This window comes from Scopulibacillus daqui (assembly GCF_016908855.1).
GTDB lineage: Bacteria > Bacillota > Bacilli > Bacillales > Sporolactobacillaceae > Scopulibacillus_A > Scopulibacillus_A daqui.
Genome location: NZ_JAFBER010000009.1, coordinates 38,201 through 56,575 on the forward strand (window position 1 = coordinate 38,201; position 18,375 = coordinate 56,575).

General features: G+C 41.1%; 14 protein-coding genes and 3 tRNA genes. All 17 read right to left on the reverse strand.

Going from position 1 to position 18,375, the window contains the following annotated elements:
• Positions 1-107: 107 nt before the first annotated feature.
• The 17 genes from JOD45_RS08325 to JOD45_RS08405 all read right to left on the reverse strand — a co-directional run bounded on the left by JOD45_RS08325 (position 108) and on the right by JOD45_RS08405 (position 18,368).
• Positions 108-1,388, reverse strand: coding sequence for an MFS transporter (locus tag JOD45_RS08325; protein ID WP_205003434.1), 1,281 nt, complete (start codon positions 1,386-1,388; stop codon positions 108-110).
• A gap of 466 nt (positions 1,389-1,854) precedes the next feature.
• Positions 1,855-3,399 (reverse strand): malate:quinone oxidoreductase, encoded by a 1,545-nt coding sequence (locus tag JOD45_RS08330; RefSeq protein WP_205003435.1) that lies wholly within the window; start codon positions 3,397-3,399, stop codon positions 1,855-1,857.
• A 454-nt stretch (positions 3,400-3,853) separates the two neighbouring features.
• Entirely contained in the window at positions 3,854-4,333 is a 480-nt protein-coding gene (gene rlmH, locus JOD45_RS08335; protein WP_205003436.1) for a 23S rRNA (pseudouridine(1915)-N(3))-methyltransferase RlmH, read from the reverse strand.
• An 82-nt stretch (positions 4,334-4,415) separates the two neighbouring features.
• Entirely contained in the window at positions 4,416-4,577 is a 162-nt protein-coding gene (locus JOD45_RS08340) for a CxxH/CxxC protein (protein WP_380896917.1), read from the reverse strand.
• 101 nt (positions 4,578-4,678) lie between these two features.
• Positions 4,679-5,884: a S1C family serine protease gene (locus JOD45_RS08345; RefSeq protein WP_205003438.1), complete on the reverse strand. Its 1,206-nt coding sequence runs from the start codon at positions 5,882-5,884 to the stop codon at positions 4,679-4,681.
• Positions 5,885-6,040: 156 nt separating this feature from the next.
• Positions 6,041-6,835 carry an MBL fold metallo-hydrolase gene (locus JOD45_RS08350; protein WP_205003439.1) on the reverse strand — a complete coding sequence of 265 codons (795 nt, stop codon included), beginning with the start codon at positions 6,833-6,835 and terminating at the stop codon, positions 6,041-6,043.
• Positions 6,836-6,839: 4 nt separating this feature from the next.
• Positions 6,840-7,694 carry a two-component system regulatory protein YycI gene (locus JOD45_RS08355; protein ID WP_205003440.1) on the reverse strand — a complete coding sequence of 285 codons (855 nt, stop codon included), beginning with the start codon at positions 7,692-7,694 and terminating at the stop codon, positions 6,840-6,842.
• On the reverse strand, positions 7,691-9,019 hold the full coding sequence (locus JOD45_RS08360) for a YycH family regulatory protein (protein WP_205003441.1): 1,329 nt from the start codon (positions 9,017-9,019) through the stop codon (positions 7,691-7,693). Before JOD45_RS08360 ends, JOD45_RS08355 begins: the two co-directional genes overlap by 4 nt.
• The gene (walK, locus tag JOD45_RS08365; RefSeq protein WP_205003442.1) at positions 9,016-10,845 is read right to left on the reverse strand and encodes a cell wall metabolism sensor histidine kinase WalK; all 1,830 of its coding nucleotides are present in this window, start codon (positions 10,843-10,845) and stop codon (positions 9,016-9,018) included. The genes JOD45_RS08360 and walK overlap by 4 nt, the downstream gene beginning before the upstream one ends.
• Positions 10,846-10,851: 6 nt before the next feature.
• Positions 10,852-11,553, reverse strand: a complete 702-nt coding sequence (yycF, locus tag JOD45_RS08370; protein WP_205003443.1) for a response regulator YycF — start codon at positions 11,551-11,553, stop codon at positions 10,852-10,854.
• A 774-nt stretch (positions 11,554-12,327) separates the two neighbouring features.
• Positions 12,328-12,403, reverse strand: a tRNA-Phe gene (locus JOD45_RS08375).
• Between the two features lie 23 nt (positions 12,404-12,426).
• Positions 12,427-12,502: transfer RNA gene (locus tag JOD45_RS08380), tRNA-Asp, on the reverse strand.
• A 57-nt stretch (positions 12,503-12,559) separates the two neighbouring features.
• Positions 12,560-12,636, reverse strand: a tRNA-Met gene (locus JOD45_RS08385).
• A 193-nt stretch (positions 12,637-12,829) separates the two neighbouring features.
• The gene (locus tag JOD45_RS08390; protein WP_205003444.1) at positions 12,830-14,116 is read right to left on the reverse strand and encodes an adenylosuccinate synthase; all 1,287 of its coding nucleotides are present in this window, start codon (positions 14,114-14,116) and stop codon (positions 12,830-12,832) included.
• A gap of 308 nt (positions 14,117-14,424) precedes the next feature.
• Entirely contained in the window at positions 14,425-15,786 is a 1,362-nt protein-coding gene (dnaB, locus tag JOD45_RS08395) for a replicative DNA helicase (protein WP_205003445.1), read from the reverse strand.
• 165 nt (positions 15,787-15,951) lie between these two features.
• Positions 15,952-16,395 carry a 50S ribosomal protein L9 gene (rplI, locus tag JOD45_RS08400; protein WP_205003446.1) on the reverse strand — a complete coding sequence of 148 codons (444 nt, stop codon included), beginning with the start codon at positions 16,393-16,395 and terminating at the stop codon, positions 15,952-15,954.
• Positions 16,392-18,368 (reverse strand): DHH family phosphoesterase, encoded by a 1,977-nt coding sequence (locus JOD45_RS08405; RefSeq protein ID WP_205003447.1) that lies wholly within the window; start codon positions 18,366-18,368, stop codon positions 16,392-16,394. The genes rplI and JOD45_RS08405 overlap by 4 nt, the downstream gene beginning before the upstream one ends.
• Between the last annotated feature and the right edge of the window lie 7 nt (positions 18,369-18,375).

Below are 18,375 nucleotides of genomic sequence, written 5' to 3' on the forward strand. Positions count from 1 at the left end.
TTTAAAGAATTTCAGCTAATGCACCGATAAAAAGCGGCTCTACTTTCCAAAGCATAAAAAAGAGAAAGCAATGCTCGCCGCATCGCCTTCCCTTAACATTCATTTAATTAGCCGCTGATAGCTTGTTTATGCTTTGCTTCCCGGCGTTTTTCCTTAATCAGAATGCCGCCGGCTAAACCAAGCATTGAGAATATAACTGAAATAATAAATCCGTAATGATAACCGACACTGCTTGGGGCCGATTGAAAATGGTCCAGCACCTTGCCAAAAAGGCTTGGCAATAGAACAGCGCTTAGAAATCCCCCTGTATTGGCAAACCCAGACACGACACCAACCTCTTTAATGTCAAAGGATTTGCGAACAACGGCAAACGTTAAAGCACTTGCCCCGTTCCCGAAACCAATGATTAAGAAAAGAATAATCAGCATAAAAAACGGCGGCTTCCCGTTAAATAATAGAAAAGCAGCCCAGCACAAAAACGTCAGTAAATGGACGAGCGTATAAGGCCGCTTTATCGATCCTAACCGGTTAGAAATCCAACTGCCTAGAGGCGCACCAATGATCGCTCCAAAAAGGCCGATCATTATCAACTGGCTCGCTCCCGAACGTGTCATGCCGTACACATGCATTCCATACGGCACGGCCCAAGAACCGATAAATCCTACATACGTACCGACAAGACCAAAGTGGCATAAGAAGGTTGCCCAAGCTTGACGATTTGAGAATATCCGGACTAGCATGACAAGCAGTTTTTCACGCTTAGCATTGCCTTTCGACGAAGATTTGCCGGCTGGTGAACAATCTCTAAATATTTGTTTTGGTTTCTTGACCAGAACAAAATAAAGAAGAACACCACAAAGAAAAATGATAAGACCTACAACGAAAAACGGCTGCCTCCAACCCGCTAAAGCAATCCATGCCGAAAAAGGCACCGTCGCCGTCAAAAAGCCTAGGCTCCCGGTCATTCCCGCCAGGCCAAGCAATGAAACAAATTCCGTGGATTTAAACCATTGGCTTAATATCAAGACAATATTCACCCAAATTGTCGCATCGCCTATGCCCACCAATAGCCTGGCAGCAGGAAGAACAAACTCATTCGCTGCAAGGCTATAAATTAAAGTGCCTAAACCATCAAGAAGCGCTCCTATAATAAGAAAAAAGTTTGGTCCGAACCGGTCAGATAATATCCCAATCGGAATTTGCAAACCAGCGTACGCCAAAAACTGAATACTCGCCATTAACCCGATTGCAGCCGCCGACACGTGAAAGTCTTTCATCAACTGGTCAGATATTAATCCGGGCGCTGTCCTCTGACTGACAATTAAAAGATATGTAAACAACACCGACACAAAAACAACCCATCTATACTTGCTGTTTTGTCTGTCCAATAGCCTCTCTCCTGTAGTTCATATTCCTTTACTATTATAAACTATTTTTGTATGTATGGATTTCCCCTTTTAAATAGATACGCTTTCTTTAAAGATATGTTTCACGTGGAACACAGACGTTTCATCATTTTAAAATTAATATGGAACAACAGAATGGCCCCCTCTATTAATGGAAGAGACCATTGTGATTATTTTATCTGTATGTATTGGGATTTGCTTTTATTAGAATGCTTCACCTTTTGGTATAAAGTTTTAAAATTGGCCTTTTTCTTTTTGTGTATTTTTTATGCTTTCATGTTTTTTTGAATGAGCGGCATCTTTTCCGAGGTATTTGCTTCCGGCAGCAACGAAGAGAAAAAGGTAAGAACGCCATCAAATGAGCATTCTTACCTTTTTTATAAATATCCAAACTTTATGATCCTAATTGAAAATGATAAACAACCTTTAAAATGCTTTGTTGAAAGTTTTAAACGGGCACGGTTTCTTTTTCAAAATAACGCAGCTCATTCGTTTCATCCTGAATCGGCAAGTTTTCGCTTAAGCCAAGCGCCCGTGCTGTAGAAGCATGAATGTCTTGGATAAGTTCTGGATTTTCCATTAATGACAAACCATAGGAAGGAAGCATTTTTTTTATTTTCGGTTCCCACTCTTTTATATGTTGCGGGAAACACCTTTTAACTACGTCAAGCATGACGTGAACGGCAGTGGAAGCACCTGGTGAGGCACCGAGCAATGCGGCGATCGAACCGTCCGCGGCGCTGACAACTTCTGTGCCAAATTGAAGTGTTCCTTTGCCGCCGGTTTCAGTATCTTTAATCACTTGTACCCGTTGGCCTGCTACGACGATATCCCAATCTTCGCTTTTAGCATTCGGAACAAATTCTCTCAACTCTTCAATACGTTGTTCTTTCGATAGCATAAGCTGTTGAATGAGATATTTTGTCAAAGGAATGTTTTTTGTGCCTGCCGCTAACATCGTTAAGACATTATTCAGTTTTACAGAACGTATCAGATCCATGTTTGAGCCAGTTTTTAAAAATTTTGGCGAGAAGCCGGCAAACGGTCCGAAAAGCAATGATTTTTTGTTGTCGATATATCGTGTATCAAGATGCGGGACCGACATTGGAGGGGCACCGACTTTTGCTTTGCCGTATACTTTTGCATGATGCTGTTTGACTACCTCTGGATTATTGCATACGAGGAACAGTCCGCTTACCGGAAATCCTCCAATATGTTTGCTTTCAGGAATACCTGTCTTTTGCAATAAAAGAAGACTTCCGCCCCCGGCGCCGATAAAGACGAATTTTGCAGAATGATATTCGGTGTCTCCGCTGTCATTCCGCACTTTCAATTCCCATGAGCCGTCTTCAGTACGTTTAATATCATCCACCCTATGTTTGAATTTTATATCGACGTTTTTGCTTTTTAAGTGGTCAAACAGCATGCGCGTTAAAGCCCCAAAGTTGACATCAGTTCCAGAGTCGATTTTTGTTGCCGCTATGGGTTCCTTCGATGTGCGCCCTTCCATAATAAGCGGCAGCCATTCCTTCAGTTTTTTCGGATTATCGGAAAATTCCATCCCTTGAAACAGAGGATTTTTTGAAAGCGCTTCAAATCGTTTTTTCAAGAAAGCTACATTTGTTTCTCCTTGAACCAAACTCATATGAGGCAACGGCATAATAAAGTCCTCTGGATGACGGATAAGGTTGTTGTTTACAAGATAAGACCAAAACTGCTTTGACACCTGAAACTGTTCATTAATTCTGATCGCTTTACTGATATCTATCGAGCCGTCCGGTTTTTCGACGGTATAGTTAAGTTCGCACAGTGCAGAATGCCCAGTTCCCGCATTATTCCACTCGTTGGAACTTTCTTCTCCCGCATTTTCGAGCTTCTCAAACACTGTAATTTCCCAGTCTGGTGCCAGCTCTTTCAAGATTGTCCCCAAAGTCGCACTCATAATGCCGGCACCAATTAAAATAACGTCTGTTTTAGTTCGTCTGCTGCTCATTTTTTTCATCCCTATACACTAAGATTTGCAGAAAAGATGCCTGTGCTCCTGTTTGACTTTTACAAGCAAATCAGGATGCCGCAAAGTCTCACATCTTTCCCGAATCAAATATGTCCTACTAATAGTCTACCACTATTGTCAATAGATTTAAATATTTAAAAACTATATGTACAGTTGTAAACTATGAGGAAGTTTATGAGTTTTCGCTCTATTGTTTATGAATGGTATAAAATCATAGGTTTTAAAAGAGATTAAAAGAGCTAGAAAATTTAACTTTAAGATTGTTGAGGTGCATTAATGGATCTTTTACGAATAAATTGGATGATTAATTTATAACGTGAGGGGCAAGGTTTGGCGATATGAATGGATTTTGTCCTTCAAATTGCTGATTAGGGTAAGACTGATAAATACTTTACTTTTGTTTAGTTCAGGCTTTTTAAAAGGGAGACACCGCTCACTTATGATACGGCTCCCCCCGATTAATCTTAAAAGCCCGATACACTTGCTCTACCAAAATCAATCTCATCAACTGGTGCGGAAAAGTCATTTTAGAAAAAGATAAATGCATATCCGCGCGCTGCAGCACGGCATCGCTTAGTCCATGTGATCCGCCAATCACAAAGGCAATCTTGCTTTTTCCGTAAGTGGCCAGCTCGTCTATCTTCTTCGCTAATTGTTCAGAAGTCATCTGTTTGCCTTGAATAGCGAGGGCTATCACGTATGTGTCGGAATTGATTTTGGCAAGGAGTTTCTCGCCTTCGACCCGTTTGACTTCTTCAACTTCGGCGTCGCTTAATTGATCGGGAGCTTTTTCATCTGGCACTTCAGCAATGGCGACTTTGGCATAAGGACCCAGCCGTTTAACGTATTCACCGATGCCTTGTTTTAGATATTTTTCTTTTAGTTTGCCAACTGTTAATATACTGATATTCACAAGTTATCCCTCTCTATAAACAAGTTATACACAGAAGTTATCCACATATCCACATAAGTGGTCCATATAGTGTATGGGCACATTAGTTTGTTACTATATATTCCGCGGTTTTTTTGCAGTATTCACATGTTGTGGATAAATCTTTCTCATTGTTTATCTTTTCAATGACAGGTGCGGTTTGATAGTTGTCAACAACCTCTTCTAATGCTAGTTCGACATGCTCTAAGCAGACAAATCGCTTCAAGCTTTTCATCCTTTCTTTATTTATTAATCTGTTCTAGAATAGCAATTTCCAAAAAACGCAGGAAAGCAGGAGAGTCCCAGCTCTCCTGCTCCCGTTTTTGATTATGAGAATTCTTTGCCGCCGAGTTTGAATGATACATTCTTTTCTTTGCCGAAGCGGTATACTTTCATGTTCACTGTATCACCTGGTTTCAGCTTCGTATAGAGGTAAGTTGAGAAGTCAATATAGCTTGTGATTTTCTTGCCGTTGACTTCTGTGATAACGTCGCCGGCTTCAAGGCCGCCTTTATCGGCTGGTGAGCCATTGGATACCTTAGCTACGATAAGGCCGCTCTTCACATTAGCTGGAACTTTAAGTTTTTGCAATTCTCCAGCCGGTATCATGCTTAAATCTATAATTTGAAGGCCAAGGTAGGCGCGTTCAACTTTTCCGTTTGTTTCAAGCTGTTGAATAACTGGTTTTGCGACATTGATTGGAATAGCGAAGCCGATGCCTTCAACATCTTGCTCCGAAATCTTCGATGAGTTAATGCCGATGACTTGCCCTTCAATATTAACAAGGGCGCCGCCGCTGTTACCAGGGTTGATGGCTGCATCGGTTTGAATAACCGGCGCCTGATAAGAAACATTGCCGTGTGTTGACGGAATCACGCGGTTATTCGAGCTGACAATCCCTTCTGTAACTGTACCGGAGAAACCGAGCGGATTGCCGATAGCAACAACCGGTTCGCCGCGTTTTAAGTCAGATGAATCGCCGAATTGAGCGACTTTTTTCACTTTGTCAGCCGGAATTCTTAGGACAGCAAGATCGTATAGAGCATCTTTGCCTAGAATTTGTGCATTGACTTTCGTATTGTTATCCAGCTGTACTTGAACTTTGCTGGCGCCTTCAACAACATGGTTGTTTGTGACAACATAGGCATAGTTATTATCTTTCTTGTAAACAATGCCTGAGCCTAAAGCTGCTTCGCTGTATTGGTCATTAAGGGCGCTGAAGAAGTCTTGGCCCTTCTGTTCATTAATAACGCCGACAACCGCTGGCGAAACATCGGAAACAGCCTTTGTAACGGCTGAATTGACATCAACCTTAACATTCTTCGTTGTTGTCGGGCCAGTAACATCCGTTTGACCTTGTGTATTAACATTATAAGGAAGGAAGCCTAAATTAGATAAAACAGGTGTTAAAACTAGCATAACGACAACGCCGACAATGGCCCCGACAAGGCCTGCGAGAAACCATCCGCCTCGACGGGGTCCGCTGCGGCGAGGTTCTTCTGAAGAGGAATGCTCACTATCATAGAATCCCATTTGAAATAATCACCTTACCCTTCTGTTATGCGTCATTTGATCTATATTTATTATAACTCTAGGTACCCATTTTCATTTAAATATGGGACATTTTTGATAACTTACGCAAAATTTTCACGCTTTTATTCTTTAACCAAAATCGTTGTTTTTTAAACCTTAAATTGCAGCCAAAGCTGTAGGCGTTTCCGGATCTGTATCGTAAATTGACATATGTTCGCCTATTTTTATTCCGTATTGCTCGAGCTTTTGCTGGACACTCATTCTAGCAAGCTCCTTCATATTGTTATCTTTGCTAAGATGCGCTAAGTATATGCTTTTTGTTTCATTGCCAACGACTTCAGATAAAGCCAACCCGGCATCTTCGTTTGAAATATGCCCGGAATCCCCTAAAATGCGGCGCTTGATATTCCAAGGGTATCTTCCCATCATCAGCATCTGAATATCGTGATTCGACTCTATGATATATGCGTTAGAGTGCTTGATAATTCCTTTAATGCGGTCCGACACATACCCCAGATCCGTTAATAATGTTAATTTCTTGCCGCCAGCATGAAAAACGAAAAACATAGGATCGGCCGCATCATGGGATACGCCAAAAGATTCTGCTTCTATATCACCGAAAGCCTTCGTTGTTCCCGTTTCGAAGGTAAACTTCTGATCAACAGAAATATCGCCAATAATTGAAGACATGGCTTGCCATGTCTTCGCATTGGCATAAATAGGCGTCTTATAGCGCCTCGCAAATACTCCGAGTCCTTTGATATGATCGCTGTGCTCATGGGTAACAAGAATGGCGTCCAAATCTTGAGGATCTTTGCCGATTTTATTAAATAAATGGGTCATTTTACGCCCGCTTAATCCGCAGTCAATTAACAGCTTTTTCTGTTCAGTTTCTATATATATCGCATTGCCTGTACTTCCGCTGGCGAGAACACTATACTTTAAAGTCATCGTGTCACTCCGTATCTTGTTTATCGTCTGTAGGCTGGACCGATCCTGAGACAGCGTTGACGAAGTATTCATGCTGTCCGGAGTCGGTTTTCACTTTAAAATACCACACTGGAACAAATATTAATGGCTGATTGGTGTTAACATCACCGACGAGATTATAATAGCCTAATTGGATTTTCTTAATCTTTGGATGTTCGCTGACAGGCAAAACGTTCTTGCTCCATAAGTTATTAATCGCTGTCGTCGGATTAATAATATCCAGTTGATTCGTCTTTTTAAATTTAAAATAGGTTTGACGGTAGCCTGTCACCTTGCCGTCAGAAATTAATAACTGAAGGATATTAATGTCTTTCCTGTCTTTAATAAAAACAGGTTTGTCCTCATATTTTTGTACAAATAGCATCATGTGGTTTTCTTCGTCTAGCTTCCAATAAGAATAGTCGCTGCCTTTATAAATATACTGATTCAAAAAGTCCTCTCGTTCAGATTTATTTTTTGGAACCGGGACAGGCTTGGAAAGGGTTCCCTCTATCAGCGTCCCATTCTTGAAGGCTGTAATTTTTTCCTTCGGGTTATCCTTAGAGCCTTCAAGTGTCTTCAAATCATCAATTAAATCTCCCGAGCTGTCGACAAATTTTAAGCTTCTTCCCTTTAAAAATGTTATATTTTTATTTTCCACATCAGGAATGGGAACGTCTATTTTGATATTATTTTTTTGTAAAATATCCTCAGCGCTATTCTGGACGAGATTATCATAGTTTTCATTTCTTACTTGCCGCTCATAAAGCTGATAGCCCAGGAAAAGATCGAGAAGCAAGAAACAAATGATAAAGATTGTTTTTGTTTTGCTCCAATTCATGACGCACTCGACTCCCCTTCTAAAGGCTTTTTGGGTTGCGCGGCATCATAAATTGAATGCCATTTTCCTTTTTGTTTGTAAAACCATTCCGGTACTAAATTAATGGATGAATTAGAATCAGAGACTGTTTTCATCCGGTAACCGATCCGTAAATCATCAATGTCCTTAGGCATGATAGACGCCTTTGTTTTGAGCATCTGGAGCACTTCTTGTCCAGATTCTAACGTTACAGACTCCCTTTGGTCAATAGGATTAAGATTTAATAATGTCCTATTTAACTTTTGCAGTTCATTGTCTTTCCAAGCAAGGTTAATCAGGCATAAGTATTGGTTAGGATACGCTTCTGTACTAATGATAGGGTAATTGCCGATCTTTATACGGAAGTTAACCTCCTGATGTTCTGAAAACGAATTGCCCGTGATGCCGTCGTAAATATAATCATCGGTCCAGCCTTTATGGCCGTTAACGAACTCATAGCTGTGAATAATAGGATCTTCAATATCAGCTGAGTTGTCGCTGATTGCCGGATTAACATATTGCAAGACATTCCCCGACTTCTCGAGCTGATGGCTGCCATCCGAATAAGAGCCTTTGCTATAAACCGCATTATCCGGATCGTTGAACAAAATGGGGACAAAGTCAGTAAAAGATACTGTATCGTAAAAGCTCAGAATAGATCTGACTTTTGTTTTAACTGCTGGCAGATAAACTGTTTTCGCCTTTAGCTGCTGTTTATAATAAGACACTAAATTTGAATTGCTGAATAGCGAATACAGATGATTCATATTTAAATCTTTGACCGTTGCGTAAAAGGCTGATTTGTCCTTTTGCGTTTTAAAAAGCGCCATGGCTTGATTATTGTTTGTCGATGAATTAAAAATCTCAACTCTGTCAATCATTAAGTTATTCTGCACAGACAGATCTTCTGAATCGAAATTAAAAAGCTTTTGCAGAGCAGCAATAGTGACAGGCGCAGGAAATACGATTTCATACCCGTTGTTTCCGCCGCGCTGCGGTATATTATGCTGCCCGTATATTGGATAAACATTTGTGAATTTAGCTTTTCGGAAAAGCGAGTAAATCTTGCCGACTGAATCACTTTTTGTTATGCCGTACATGCCATTGCCGCGATAAAAGATCGCTAAGCTTGGTTTAACGACGTCTTTTAAACTTTTCGAATCGGCAATCGCTATATTTTTAACAGAATCAGAAGGACCTTTAGAAGATTTGTATGATGTTTGATAAAACCATATATTCCAGGTCAGTACAACACTCAGCAGAACCAATAGGGTCAGCAGGATAGTTTTCCCTGTTTCGCGTGTCATACCTTTTCTCCCTCCTTATGAACCGGGAGGGTGAACGAGATCGTGGATCCTTTGTTCCATTCACTGTCAGCCCAAATCTCTCCGCCATGCGCTTCGATCAATTCTTTGGCTATAGCCAGCCCTAACCCTGTGCCGCCAAGTTTCCGCGAACGGGCCCGATCGACTCGGTAAAAGCGCATAAAAATTTTGGTTAAATGATCCTTAGGAATGCCGACACCTTGGTCACTGATGCTTATTCTAATAAAACGCCCCAGATGGACAACATTAAATGTAACCGCGCCGCCCTCAGGAGAATACTTAAGAGCATTTGAGATAATATTATCAATGACCTGAGTGAGTTTATCCCGATCGATATCAACATAGACCGGATTTTTAGGCAATTTCCGTATAAAACGGATATTTTGCTTTTTGGACATTTCAAACCGGTCAATAATTTTATGGAAAAACTCTACAAAATCCGTTCTTGCCCGGTTAATGGTATAGTCCTTAGCGTCCATTTTTGAAAGCTGAAGCAAATCATTAACAAGCCGGATCATTCGTTCCGTTTCCATTTGGGTCACATCTAAAAATTTCGTTGCTAAAGCTTCTTCCTTAATGGCGCCGTCCTGGAGAGCTTCCAGATAGCTTTTCATAGTTGTCAGCGGCGTCCTTAGCTCATGCGAAACATTGGCCACAAATTCCCGCCGTTCCGCTTCTATTTGTTCTTGTTCTGTAACATCATGAAGAACGGCAATCAGACCGTTTAATTCGCCGTTTTCCTTTTTAATGACAGAAAAATGAGCCCTTAAAAGAAAAACTTGGTCATCTGAACTAAAATCAAGAATAACGGAATCATCTAGATGATAAAGATCATAAGTTGTAAATTCTCCTTGAAGCTTTAACAAATCAATAACGGATGATCCCAGCACATTTTGTTTATAGACGCCGAGGAGTTCCTCTGAGCGCTTATTCATAAGAATCACATGTCCATTTTTATCCGTTGCAATAACGCCGTCCGTCATATAGGCAAGCACTGATTTGAGTTTTCTTCTTTCAGCTTCTGTTGTCTCATTGGCCTCATGCAGCCGTTCAGTCATGTTGTTAAAAGAAACGGCTAACCGGCCGATTTCATCCTCATCAAACTGCCGGACTTTCCTTGTAAAATCCCCTTGGGCAACAGCAACAGCTTGCCTTTGCAATTGGGCAAGCGGCTTCGTGATCGTTCTTGCCAAAAAGACGCCGAGAAGCGCGGTGACAATCAAGGCAAACAGTGTGGCTGTTGCTAAAATTTGGTTAATCGACCTCAAATCTTTATATACGCCTTCAAGCGATTTCTCAACATAAAGAATCCCGTAATGCTGATTGTCAACTTCAATCGGATCGGTCAATACCCTGACTCTCTCTCCTGAAGAAGCATCTCTTTTCGTATAAAGCTTCATGCCGTTTGATGTTAATACATCGCGCATCACAGTATTGTTCGTTGTCCGCTTGCCAACGATATCTGAATGAGCCGGATCAGATGTGGCTATAATTTTGCCTGATTGATCAATAACTTGGGCGACTTTCAGTCCTCCGCCTGTTTCAGAAAGCTGGTCCCGGATCTTATCAATGACATCATTAGGGTTGTTGCCCTCTCCGCTTTCCCTTGCTTCCTTAACGGCTTCTCCAATATTATAAGAAAGCATGCTCGCTTGAGACTTAAGCGAGTTATTAAAGTTATTCAGAAAGTTTTTCTCCAACTGGTCGGTAAAGTAAACACCGATCAGCTGCATTGCCAAAAGAATAAGCAATGTATAAACTAATAGAAATTTAAATTGAATCGATTTAAAAAAACCGACTTTCTTCATGTTAGACTACTCCTGGTCTGGATTTCTTAAATAATATCCTACACCGCGCCTTGTAATAATCCATGCTGGACGGCTTGGGTTGTCCTCTACTTTCTCCCGCAGCCTGCGCACCGTCACGTCGACTGTACGCACATCGCCGAAGTAATCGTAGCCCCATACCGTTTGCAGCAAATGCTCACGGGTCATAACTTGTCCTAAATGCTTCGCTAAGTAATGAAGCAATTCAAATTCACGGTGCGTCAATTCAATCGCTTCACCGCGCTTAGTGACAAGGTAGGCATCTGGATGAATGACAAGAGCGCCGATTGTGATTTCACTTGTCTGTTCCTCTGGTTCTGTGTCGTTTTGATGGCGGCGGAGATTGGCCTTTACCCGGGCAATCAATTCGCGATTGCTAAAAGGTTTAGTCACATAATCATCCGCGCCAAGCTCCAGTCCAAGCACCTTGTCAATTTCAGAGTCTTTGGCTGTCAGCATAATGATCGGCGTATTATACTTCTTGCGGATTTCTCTGCACACTTCCATGCCGTCTTTGACCGGAAGCATAACATCCAGGAGAATCATATCCGGCTTTTCCTCTTCAACTTTTTGCAAAGCTTCTTCGCCGTCATAAGCGCAAATAACTTCATATCCTTCTTTTTCTAAATTAAATTGCAGGATGTCAGCAATAGGCTGCTCATCATCAACAACTAATATTTTCTTATCCATTAAAGGTCTACCCCTTCTGGCTTTAATCTTCATTTTAATGAGTGTTTGTTCAAAAAGAGCAGGAAAACAAACGATTGTTTCTCCTATCTTTTTTGAACGTTATCTTATAAAATCATAGTTTCTCATTCCTTCTATTTTACCATACATTCACCATATTGTGGTCTGGTTATATTTAGACAAGGCATAAAAAAGAAGGTGATTCACCGCTGCTTTCATCAATTACATTCTCTGACACTCCAGAAAAAAGTCAGATATTCATAGACACCTGTATAAATCTTGACAAGCCCTTTAAAAAAATTGAATAACTCCTTGTGTAAATCTCCTTTTGTATTCGTCCCGTTGCGGTTGATGCTGCTTTTAAGCCTTTAGCGAAAATATTGCGCAGCCGATTGAAGTTTCAATGAAAGGCATTATCTTATGTATTAGATATTTTTTTGGAAACACCTTTCATTTAAGAAAACTTCATTATAAATTAATTTCTTTACTAAGAAATAGAAAACAGAAGGACAATTTTTGATGTTGTCATTCTTGTGTAAATATCCATGAAACGCGAAAAAGATATACATCTTGAAAAATACTTTTGGCAAGGAGCGGTGAGTGCCATATGTTATATGAACACAAAAATACATCCCTGCCTTTGATGACAGGGGTTATTTCCGGAAAACGCCATAGATCTTGCCGTCTTTATAAACCGTTATATAAAAACTCTAATTTCTGATTGGCAAATAACTAAAAAGCACCCTGCCTGACACAGCGTGCTGAATTTGCTATAAATGGTGGCTCGAGACGGAATCGAACCGCCGACACGAGGATTTTCAGTCCTCTGCTCTACCGACTGAGCTATCGAGCCGTTATTCTTCATCGTTCTATGTATGGCGGTCCCGACCGGATTTGAACCGGCGATCTCCTGCGTGACAGGCAGGCATGTTAACCACTACACCACGGGACCTATTTCATTCAGTATTATGTATTTCAAGCAAATCAGTGCAATACATTTGATAAATAGTGGTTGCGGGGGTAGGATTTGAACCTACGACCTTCGGGTTATGAGCCCGACGAGCTGCCAGACTGCTCCACCCCGCGACGATATAAAAAATAAATTTACTTCGAGGAATAAAATTGGAGAACTGTTTCTTCCTCTGCAATGTTTGCCGTTATTTAATAACTTATCGCGACAACATAATTAATTATAGCATCATTTAAAATAAATGCAAGGGTTTTTTAAATTTTTTTGTTAGGCACCAAAACAACTATTGGTGCCCAACAAAGTCAATATTTATGCAAAGACGCCGCGGACAAGACGTGTTTGTTCACGGTCCGGACCTACAGAGAAAATGGATAAAGGAATGCCTGTCAGCTGAGATACGCGTTCTACATAATGTCTAGCGTTTTCTGGAAGATCAGATAGCGTTTTTGCGTTTGTAATGTCTTCTTTCCAGCCAGGCATTTCCTCATAAACAGGTTCGCATTGGCTGAGGACATTAAGGCTGGCAGGAAATTCTTCAATGATCTTGCCGTTATATTTATAGGCGACACAGATTTTTACTGTATCTAGACCGGAAAGAACATCTATGCAGTTTAATGACAAATCAGTCATTCCGCTGACACGGCGGGCATGGCGGACAACCACACTATCAAACCAGCCGACTCGGCGAGGACGGCCTGTTGTCGTACCGTACTCATTGCCAATATCGCGAATGCGGTCACCGATTTCGTTATTCAATTCTGTAGGGAATGGACCGTCGCCAACTCTAGTTGTATAGGCTTTGGCAACACCGACAACGTGCTGTATTTTTGATGGACCCACACCAGAACCGATGGTAACGCCGCCCGCAACAGGATTTGAAGAAGTTACAAAAGGATACGTGCCTTGGTCGATATCCAGCATGACACCTTGCGCACCTTCAAACAATACTCTTTTTCCTTGGTCAAGCGCATCATTTAATACGACGGATGTGTCGCACACATAAGACTTAATTTCTTCGCCGTAGCCCAAATATTCGTCAAGAATATCCTCTAAGCGCAGACCGTCTGTTTCATAGACCTTTTCTAACAGCCGGTTCTTTTCTTCTAAGTTTTTCTCAAGCTTTTCTTTGAAAGTATCCGGCTCCAGAAGATCTGCCATGCGGATGCCGACACGAGCTGCTTTATCCATATAAGCAGGGCCGATACCTTTTCTTGTAGTGCCGATTTTATTTGAACCTTTGCTTTCTTCTGCCGCAATATCAAGCTTAATATGATAAGGCAGAATTAAATGAGCACGGTTGCTGATTCGGAGATTATCCGTTGAAATGCCGTTGTCATGCAGATATTTAATTTCTTTGACTAACGCTTTCGGATCAACAACAACACCATTGCCGATCACACAAATCTTTTCTTTATAAAAAATACCTGATGGGATTAAATGCAATTTATATTTTTTTCCGTTAAAAACGATGGTATGTCCGGCATTGTTGCCGCCTTGATAACGTGAAACAACTTCAGCATGGCCTGAAAGATAGTCTGTGATTTTACCTTTTCCTTCGTCGCCCCACTGAGCTCCTACAACTACTACAGAAGACATTGTAACGCCCCCAAATTTATCAAAATAAAAATAAAAGTAAATGTCATATTTACAACATACTAAGTTTATCAATTACCAGTATTAAAAGTCAATGTAAAAACGAACATTAAATTATATAATTAATAAAATCGTTCGATATTTTGTTGCTTTTAAATATTTATTATGTATGTTTAACATTATTTATCTAAGGAGCAAAAAACATACATAAAATTGGCGCAAACTTACGCCTTGTTGCGGCCTTCCCAGTATGCCTTTTCTATTGTTCTTCCTGAAAAATAAAATCCCCCGCACAATAGGCGGGAGATCATTTAAGCACCAGGCGGCATATCGCTTTCGCTATGTTTCCGATCAAGGTTAACAAATTTGTTATATTCTTTAATAAAAGCTAATTCAACAGTGCCGACTGGACCGTTACGCTGTTTGGCAATAATGATTTCTATAATATTCTGTTTCTCGGATTCTTTGTCGTAATAGTCATCACGATATAAGAAAGCGACGATATCCGCGTCTTGTTCAATACTTCCTGATTCACGTATGTCAGACATCATTGGACGCTTGTCCTGCCTTGCTTCAACACCCCGCGACAACTGGGACAGGGCAATGACTGGGACATTTAATTCCCGGGCAATAGCCTTTAATGTCCGTGATATTTCTGAGACTTCTTGCTGACGGCTTTCTGAACGTGAGTTGCCTTGAATGAGCTGCAAGTAGTCTATTAAAATCATGCCTAGCCCTTTTTCTTGCTGCAGACGGCGGCATTTAGCCCTTATATCATTCACCCGGATACCAGGGGTGTCATCAATATAAATGCTGGCATTTGACAAGCTGCCCATTGCCATCGTCAGTTTTTGCCAATCCTCTTCTTCCAAACGGCCCGTTCTGAGCCTTTGGGCATCAATGTTGCCCTCCGCACAAAGCATACGCATCACAAGCTGCTGCGCACCCATTTCAAGACTGAAAATGGCTACAGTATTGTCAGTCTTTGTTGCAACATTTTGTGCAATATTTAAGGCAAAAGCGGTTTTACCGACCGACGGACGCGCCGCAACAATAATCAGGTCATTTTTTTGGAAACCGGCCGTCATCTTGTCCAATTCAATAAATCCTGTTGGAACGCCGGTAATATCCTCGTTGCGATTTTGCAGCATCTCAATATTATCATAAGCATCTATTAAAATATCCTTAATAGATTGGAAGGCGCTTGCTCTTTTTCGTTGAGCAACTTCAAGAATTGTTTTTTCCGCATCATCTAAGATACTATCTACTTCGTCTTCACGTGTGTACCCGTCAGAAACAATGCTTGTTGCTGTACGAATCAATCTTCTCAGCAACGATTTTTCTTCAACGATTTCACTGTAATATTCAATGTTTGCGGCTGTCGGCGCTGAATCCGCCAACTCGCTTAAATAAGATACACCCCCGACTTCTTCAAGCCTTTTTTGGTTGCGAAGTTCGGAGGTTACCGTAATAACATCGACAGGCTCTCCTCGTTCAGCTAATTCTAGCATCACGGCATAGATGCTTTGATGTGCTGCCCGGTAAAAATCTTCTGGTATGAGCACTTCAGAAGCCGTAACAATGGCTTGCGGCTCTAAGAATATTGCCCCCAATACAGCCTGCTCAGCTTCAATGCTATGCGGAGGTGTTCTGTCCGCAAATAAGTCACTCATATATAAATCTCCTCTTATAGAAGTTAAATCATTCTCTTCTCATGTCTCTCAAGATTTTTAGTTAAAAAAAGACAAAAAAGCCGAGAAGTTCATGGACGCCGCCTTCGGTTAGGCGGAAGCTGGCGCGGATCCGCCAGCTTTTTTCCCGGCTTATTGAGCTTCTTACTATTGTTCAGTGACATGAACCTTTAAAGTCGCTGTCACATTTTGATGGAGTTTGACAGGCACGTCAGTATACCCCAATGTTCTAATCGGTTCACTCAATTCTATTTTCCTTTTATCCACTTTAATGTTTTGAGCTTTTAAGGCTTCGGCAATTTGTTTGCTTGTAATAGACCCGAATAAACGTCCGCCTTCCCCTGACTTTGCCTTTAATTCAAGGTCTAATTTTTCAATGCGATTTTTGAGTTCTTCAGCTTGCTTTTGTTCTTCTGCCGCACGTTTTGCTTCGCCCTTTTTCTTTATCTCAAGCTGTTTCATATTGCCTTTATTAGCTTCGACAGCTAATCCTTTTGGGAAAAGAAAATTGCGTGCATAGCCTTCTGAAACATCCTTTACCTCTCCAGCTTTTCCTTTGCCTTTCACATTCTCTAAAAAAATCACCTTCATGATTCTTCTTCTCCCCCTTCTATATATTCATTAATAGTGGATTTTAGCTTTTCCTTTGCTTCTTCTAAACTTATATCTTCAAACTGGGTAGCAGCATTTGTTAAATGACCGCCGCCTCCCAGGTTCTCCATTATTAATTGTACATTGATTTCTCCCAAGGAACGAGCGCTGATGCTTATCTTTCCGTCTAACCGAACGGCAATCACGAACGAAGCGCTGATGCCATCCATTGATAATAAGGTATCAGCTGCTTGGGCGATAAGCACTTGATCAAACTTTTCATCTTCTTTGCCCATGGCAATAGCAATGTTGTCCTTATATATTTCGCTCGACTTGATCAGCTTCGCACGTCGTTTGTATTGAGTTAAATCCTCACGCAGCAATTTTTGAACCAAGATGGTGTCAGCCCCGTGGCTGCGCAAATAAGAAGCTGCATCAAACGTTCTTGACCCTGTTCTGAATGTAAAGCTTTTCGTATCGACGGTAATTCCCGCAAGCATCGACGTCGCTTCTATCGGATCGAGGCTTAAATGCTTCGGCTGATACTCGAGAAGTTCAGTAATTAATTCCGATGCCGATGAAGCATAAGGCTCCATGTAGACAAGAACCGGATCATCTATAAATTCTTCGCCCCTGCGGTGATGGTCAATCACGACAATACGTTCAGCTTTGGATAAAAGCTTAGGTTCCATCACCATCGACGGCTTGCTCGTATCAACAACAACAACAAGCGTACGAGCAGTCACTTGATCAATGGCATCATCAGGCGAAATAAATTTGTCCCATAACTCTTCTCTCTCTCGTATCTCTTCAATGAGCTTAATGACACCTGAACCGTAATTTTCAGGATCAATGACAATACTCGCTTGTTTATCATTGGATTCCGCAATCTTCATAATCCCGATACAAGCGCCGATTGAATCCATATCCGGGTGTTTGTGGCCCATAATAAGCACTTGGTCACTTTCATGGACCAACTCTGATAAAGCATGTGAAATGACTCTCGCCCTCACCCGAGTTCTCTTTTCAATAGGATTAGACTTTCCGCCGTAAAATTTCACTTTGCCGTGCGGCTCTTTAATGACAACTTGATCTCCGCCGCGTCCTAGTGCAAGGTCCAAGGCTGACTGCGCAAGCTGGCCCAGTTCCGGCAATGAATGCATGCCTAAACCGATGCCTATACTTAATGTAAATGGAATATGGCTTTGCGTCTTTAATTCACGGACATTATCTAAAATGCTGAACCTTGTTTTTTCCAGATCTTTTAATATTTTTTGGTTTAAGACAGCAAAGAATTTGTCTGAGGAGAAACGTTTTAAATAAATATCATAATTGGCTCCCCAATCCTTGATCATGCCGGTCAGCTCGTTATTGATATTGCTTTTGACTTGGTCCTCCATTCCCTGCGTCACTTCATCATAGTTATCAAGATATATAATTGCAAAAACGGATTGTTCGTTATTATAGCGTTCTTCAATATCTTTGAGCTCTGTAACATCAGAGAAATAAAGGAGCCGGTCTTCGCGCCTGATCGTGACTAGATAGTTCCGTTTCTGGATTTTTACGATTTCTTCCTCAGAATCTCCTTTTATAATCGGAATAAGGGCTTCAGAAATCAAATTCAAGGAATGAGCCAGAAAAGAATCACCGCCGGTTAAAGAAATCATATAAGGATTCATCCACTCAATGTTATGATCGTTATCATACAGGATGATTCCAATCGGCATGTGTAATAATGCCTCATCGCCGACTTTTTTTATACGATGAGACAATGTGCTAATATAAGCTTCTAAATCTTTCTTATAAACGGCATCGTTGCGAAGAACCCAATAGAAAATAACAGCTAATAAAATAATCCCTATTAAACCCATCATCCAATTAAAAATGGCTGTAAATGCGATATATATAACACATAATATGCCAAGGACTATTAGCTGATCTTTACGCCAACGATGTTTAAGTTGATTCGGCATACTGTCA

What these genes read in the sequence shown, in the direction of transcription:
- JOD45_RS08355 (WP_205003440.1), bottom strand. Translation starts at nt 7,694, where the DNA reads ATGAATTGGAGCAAAACAAAAACAATCTTTATCATTTGTTTCTTGCTT.
- yycF (WP_205003443.1), bottom strand. Translation starts at nt 11,553, where the DNA reads ATGGATAAGAAAATATTAGTTGTTGATGATGAGCAGCCTATTGCTGAC.
- JOD45_RS08330 (WP_205003435.1), bottom strand. Translation starts at nt 3,399, where the DNA reads ATGAGCAGCAGACGAACTAAAACAGACGTTATTTTAATTGGTGCCGGC.
- JOD45_RS08390 (WP_205003444.1), bottom strand. Translation starts at nt 14,116, where the DNA reads ATGTCTTCTGTAGTAGTTGTAGGAGCTCAGTGGGGCGACGAAGGAAAA.
- JOD45_RS08350 (WP_205003439.1), bottom strand. Translation starts at nt 6,835, where the DNA reads ATGACTTTAAAGTATAGTGTTCTCGCCAGCGGAAGTACAGGCAATGCG.
- JOD45_RS08360 (WP_205003441.1), bottom strand. Translation starts at nt 9,019, where the DNA reads ATGACACGCGAAACAGGGAAAACTATCCTGCTGACCCTATTGGTTCTG.
- JOD45_RS08405 (WP_205003447.1), bottom strand. Translation starts at nt 18,368, where the DNA reads ATGCCGAATCAACTTAAACATCGTTGGCGTAAAGATCAGCTAATAGTC.
- rplI (WP_205003446.1), bottom strand. Translation starts at nt 16,395, where the DNA reads ATGAAGGTGATTTTTTTAGAGAATGTGAAAGGCAAAGGAAAAGCTGGA.
- JOD45_RS08345 (WP_205003438.1), bottom strand. Translation starts at nt 5,884, where the DNA reads ATGGGATTCTATGATAGTGAGCATTCCTCTTCAGAAGAACCTCGCCGC.
- walK (WP_205003442.1), bottom strand. Translation starts at nt 10,845, where the DNA reads ATGAAGAAAGTCGGTTTTTTTAAATCGATTCAATTTAAATTTCTATTA.
- dnaB (WP_205003445.1), bottom strand. Translation starts at nt 15,786, where the DNA reads ATGAGTGACTTATTTGCGGACAGAACACCTCCGCATAGCATTGAAGCT.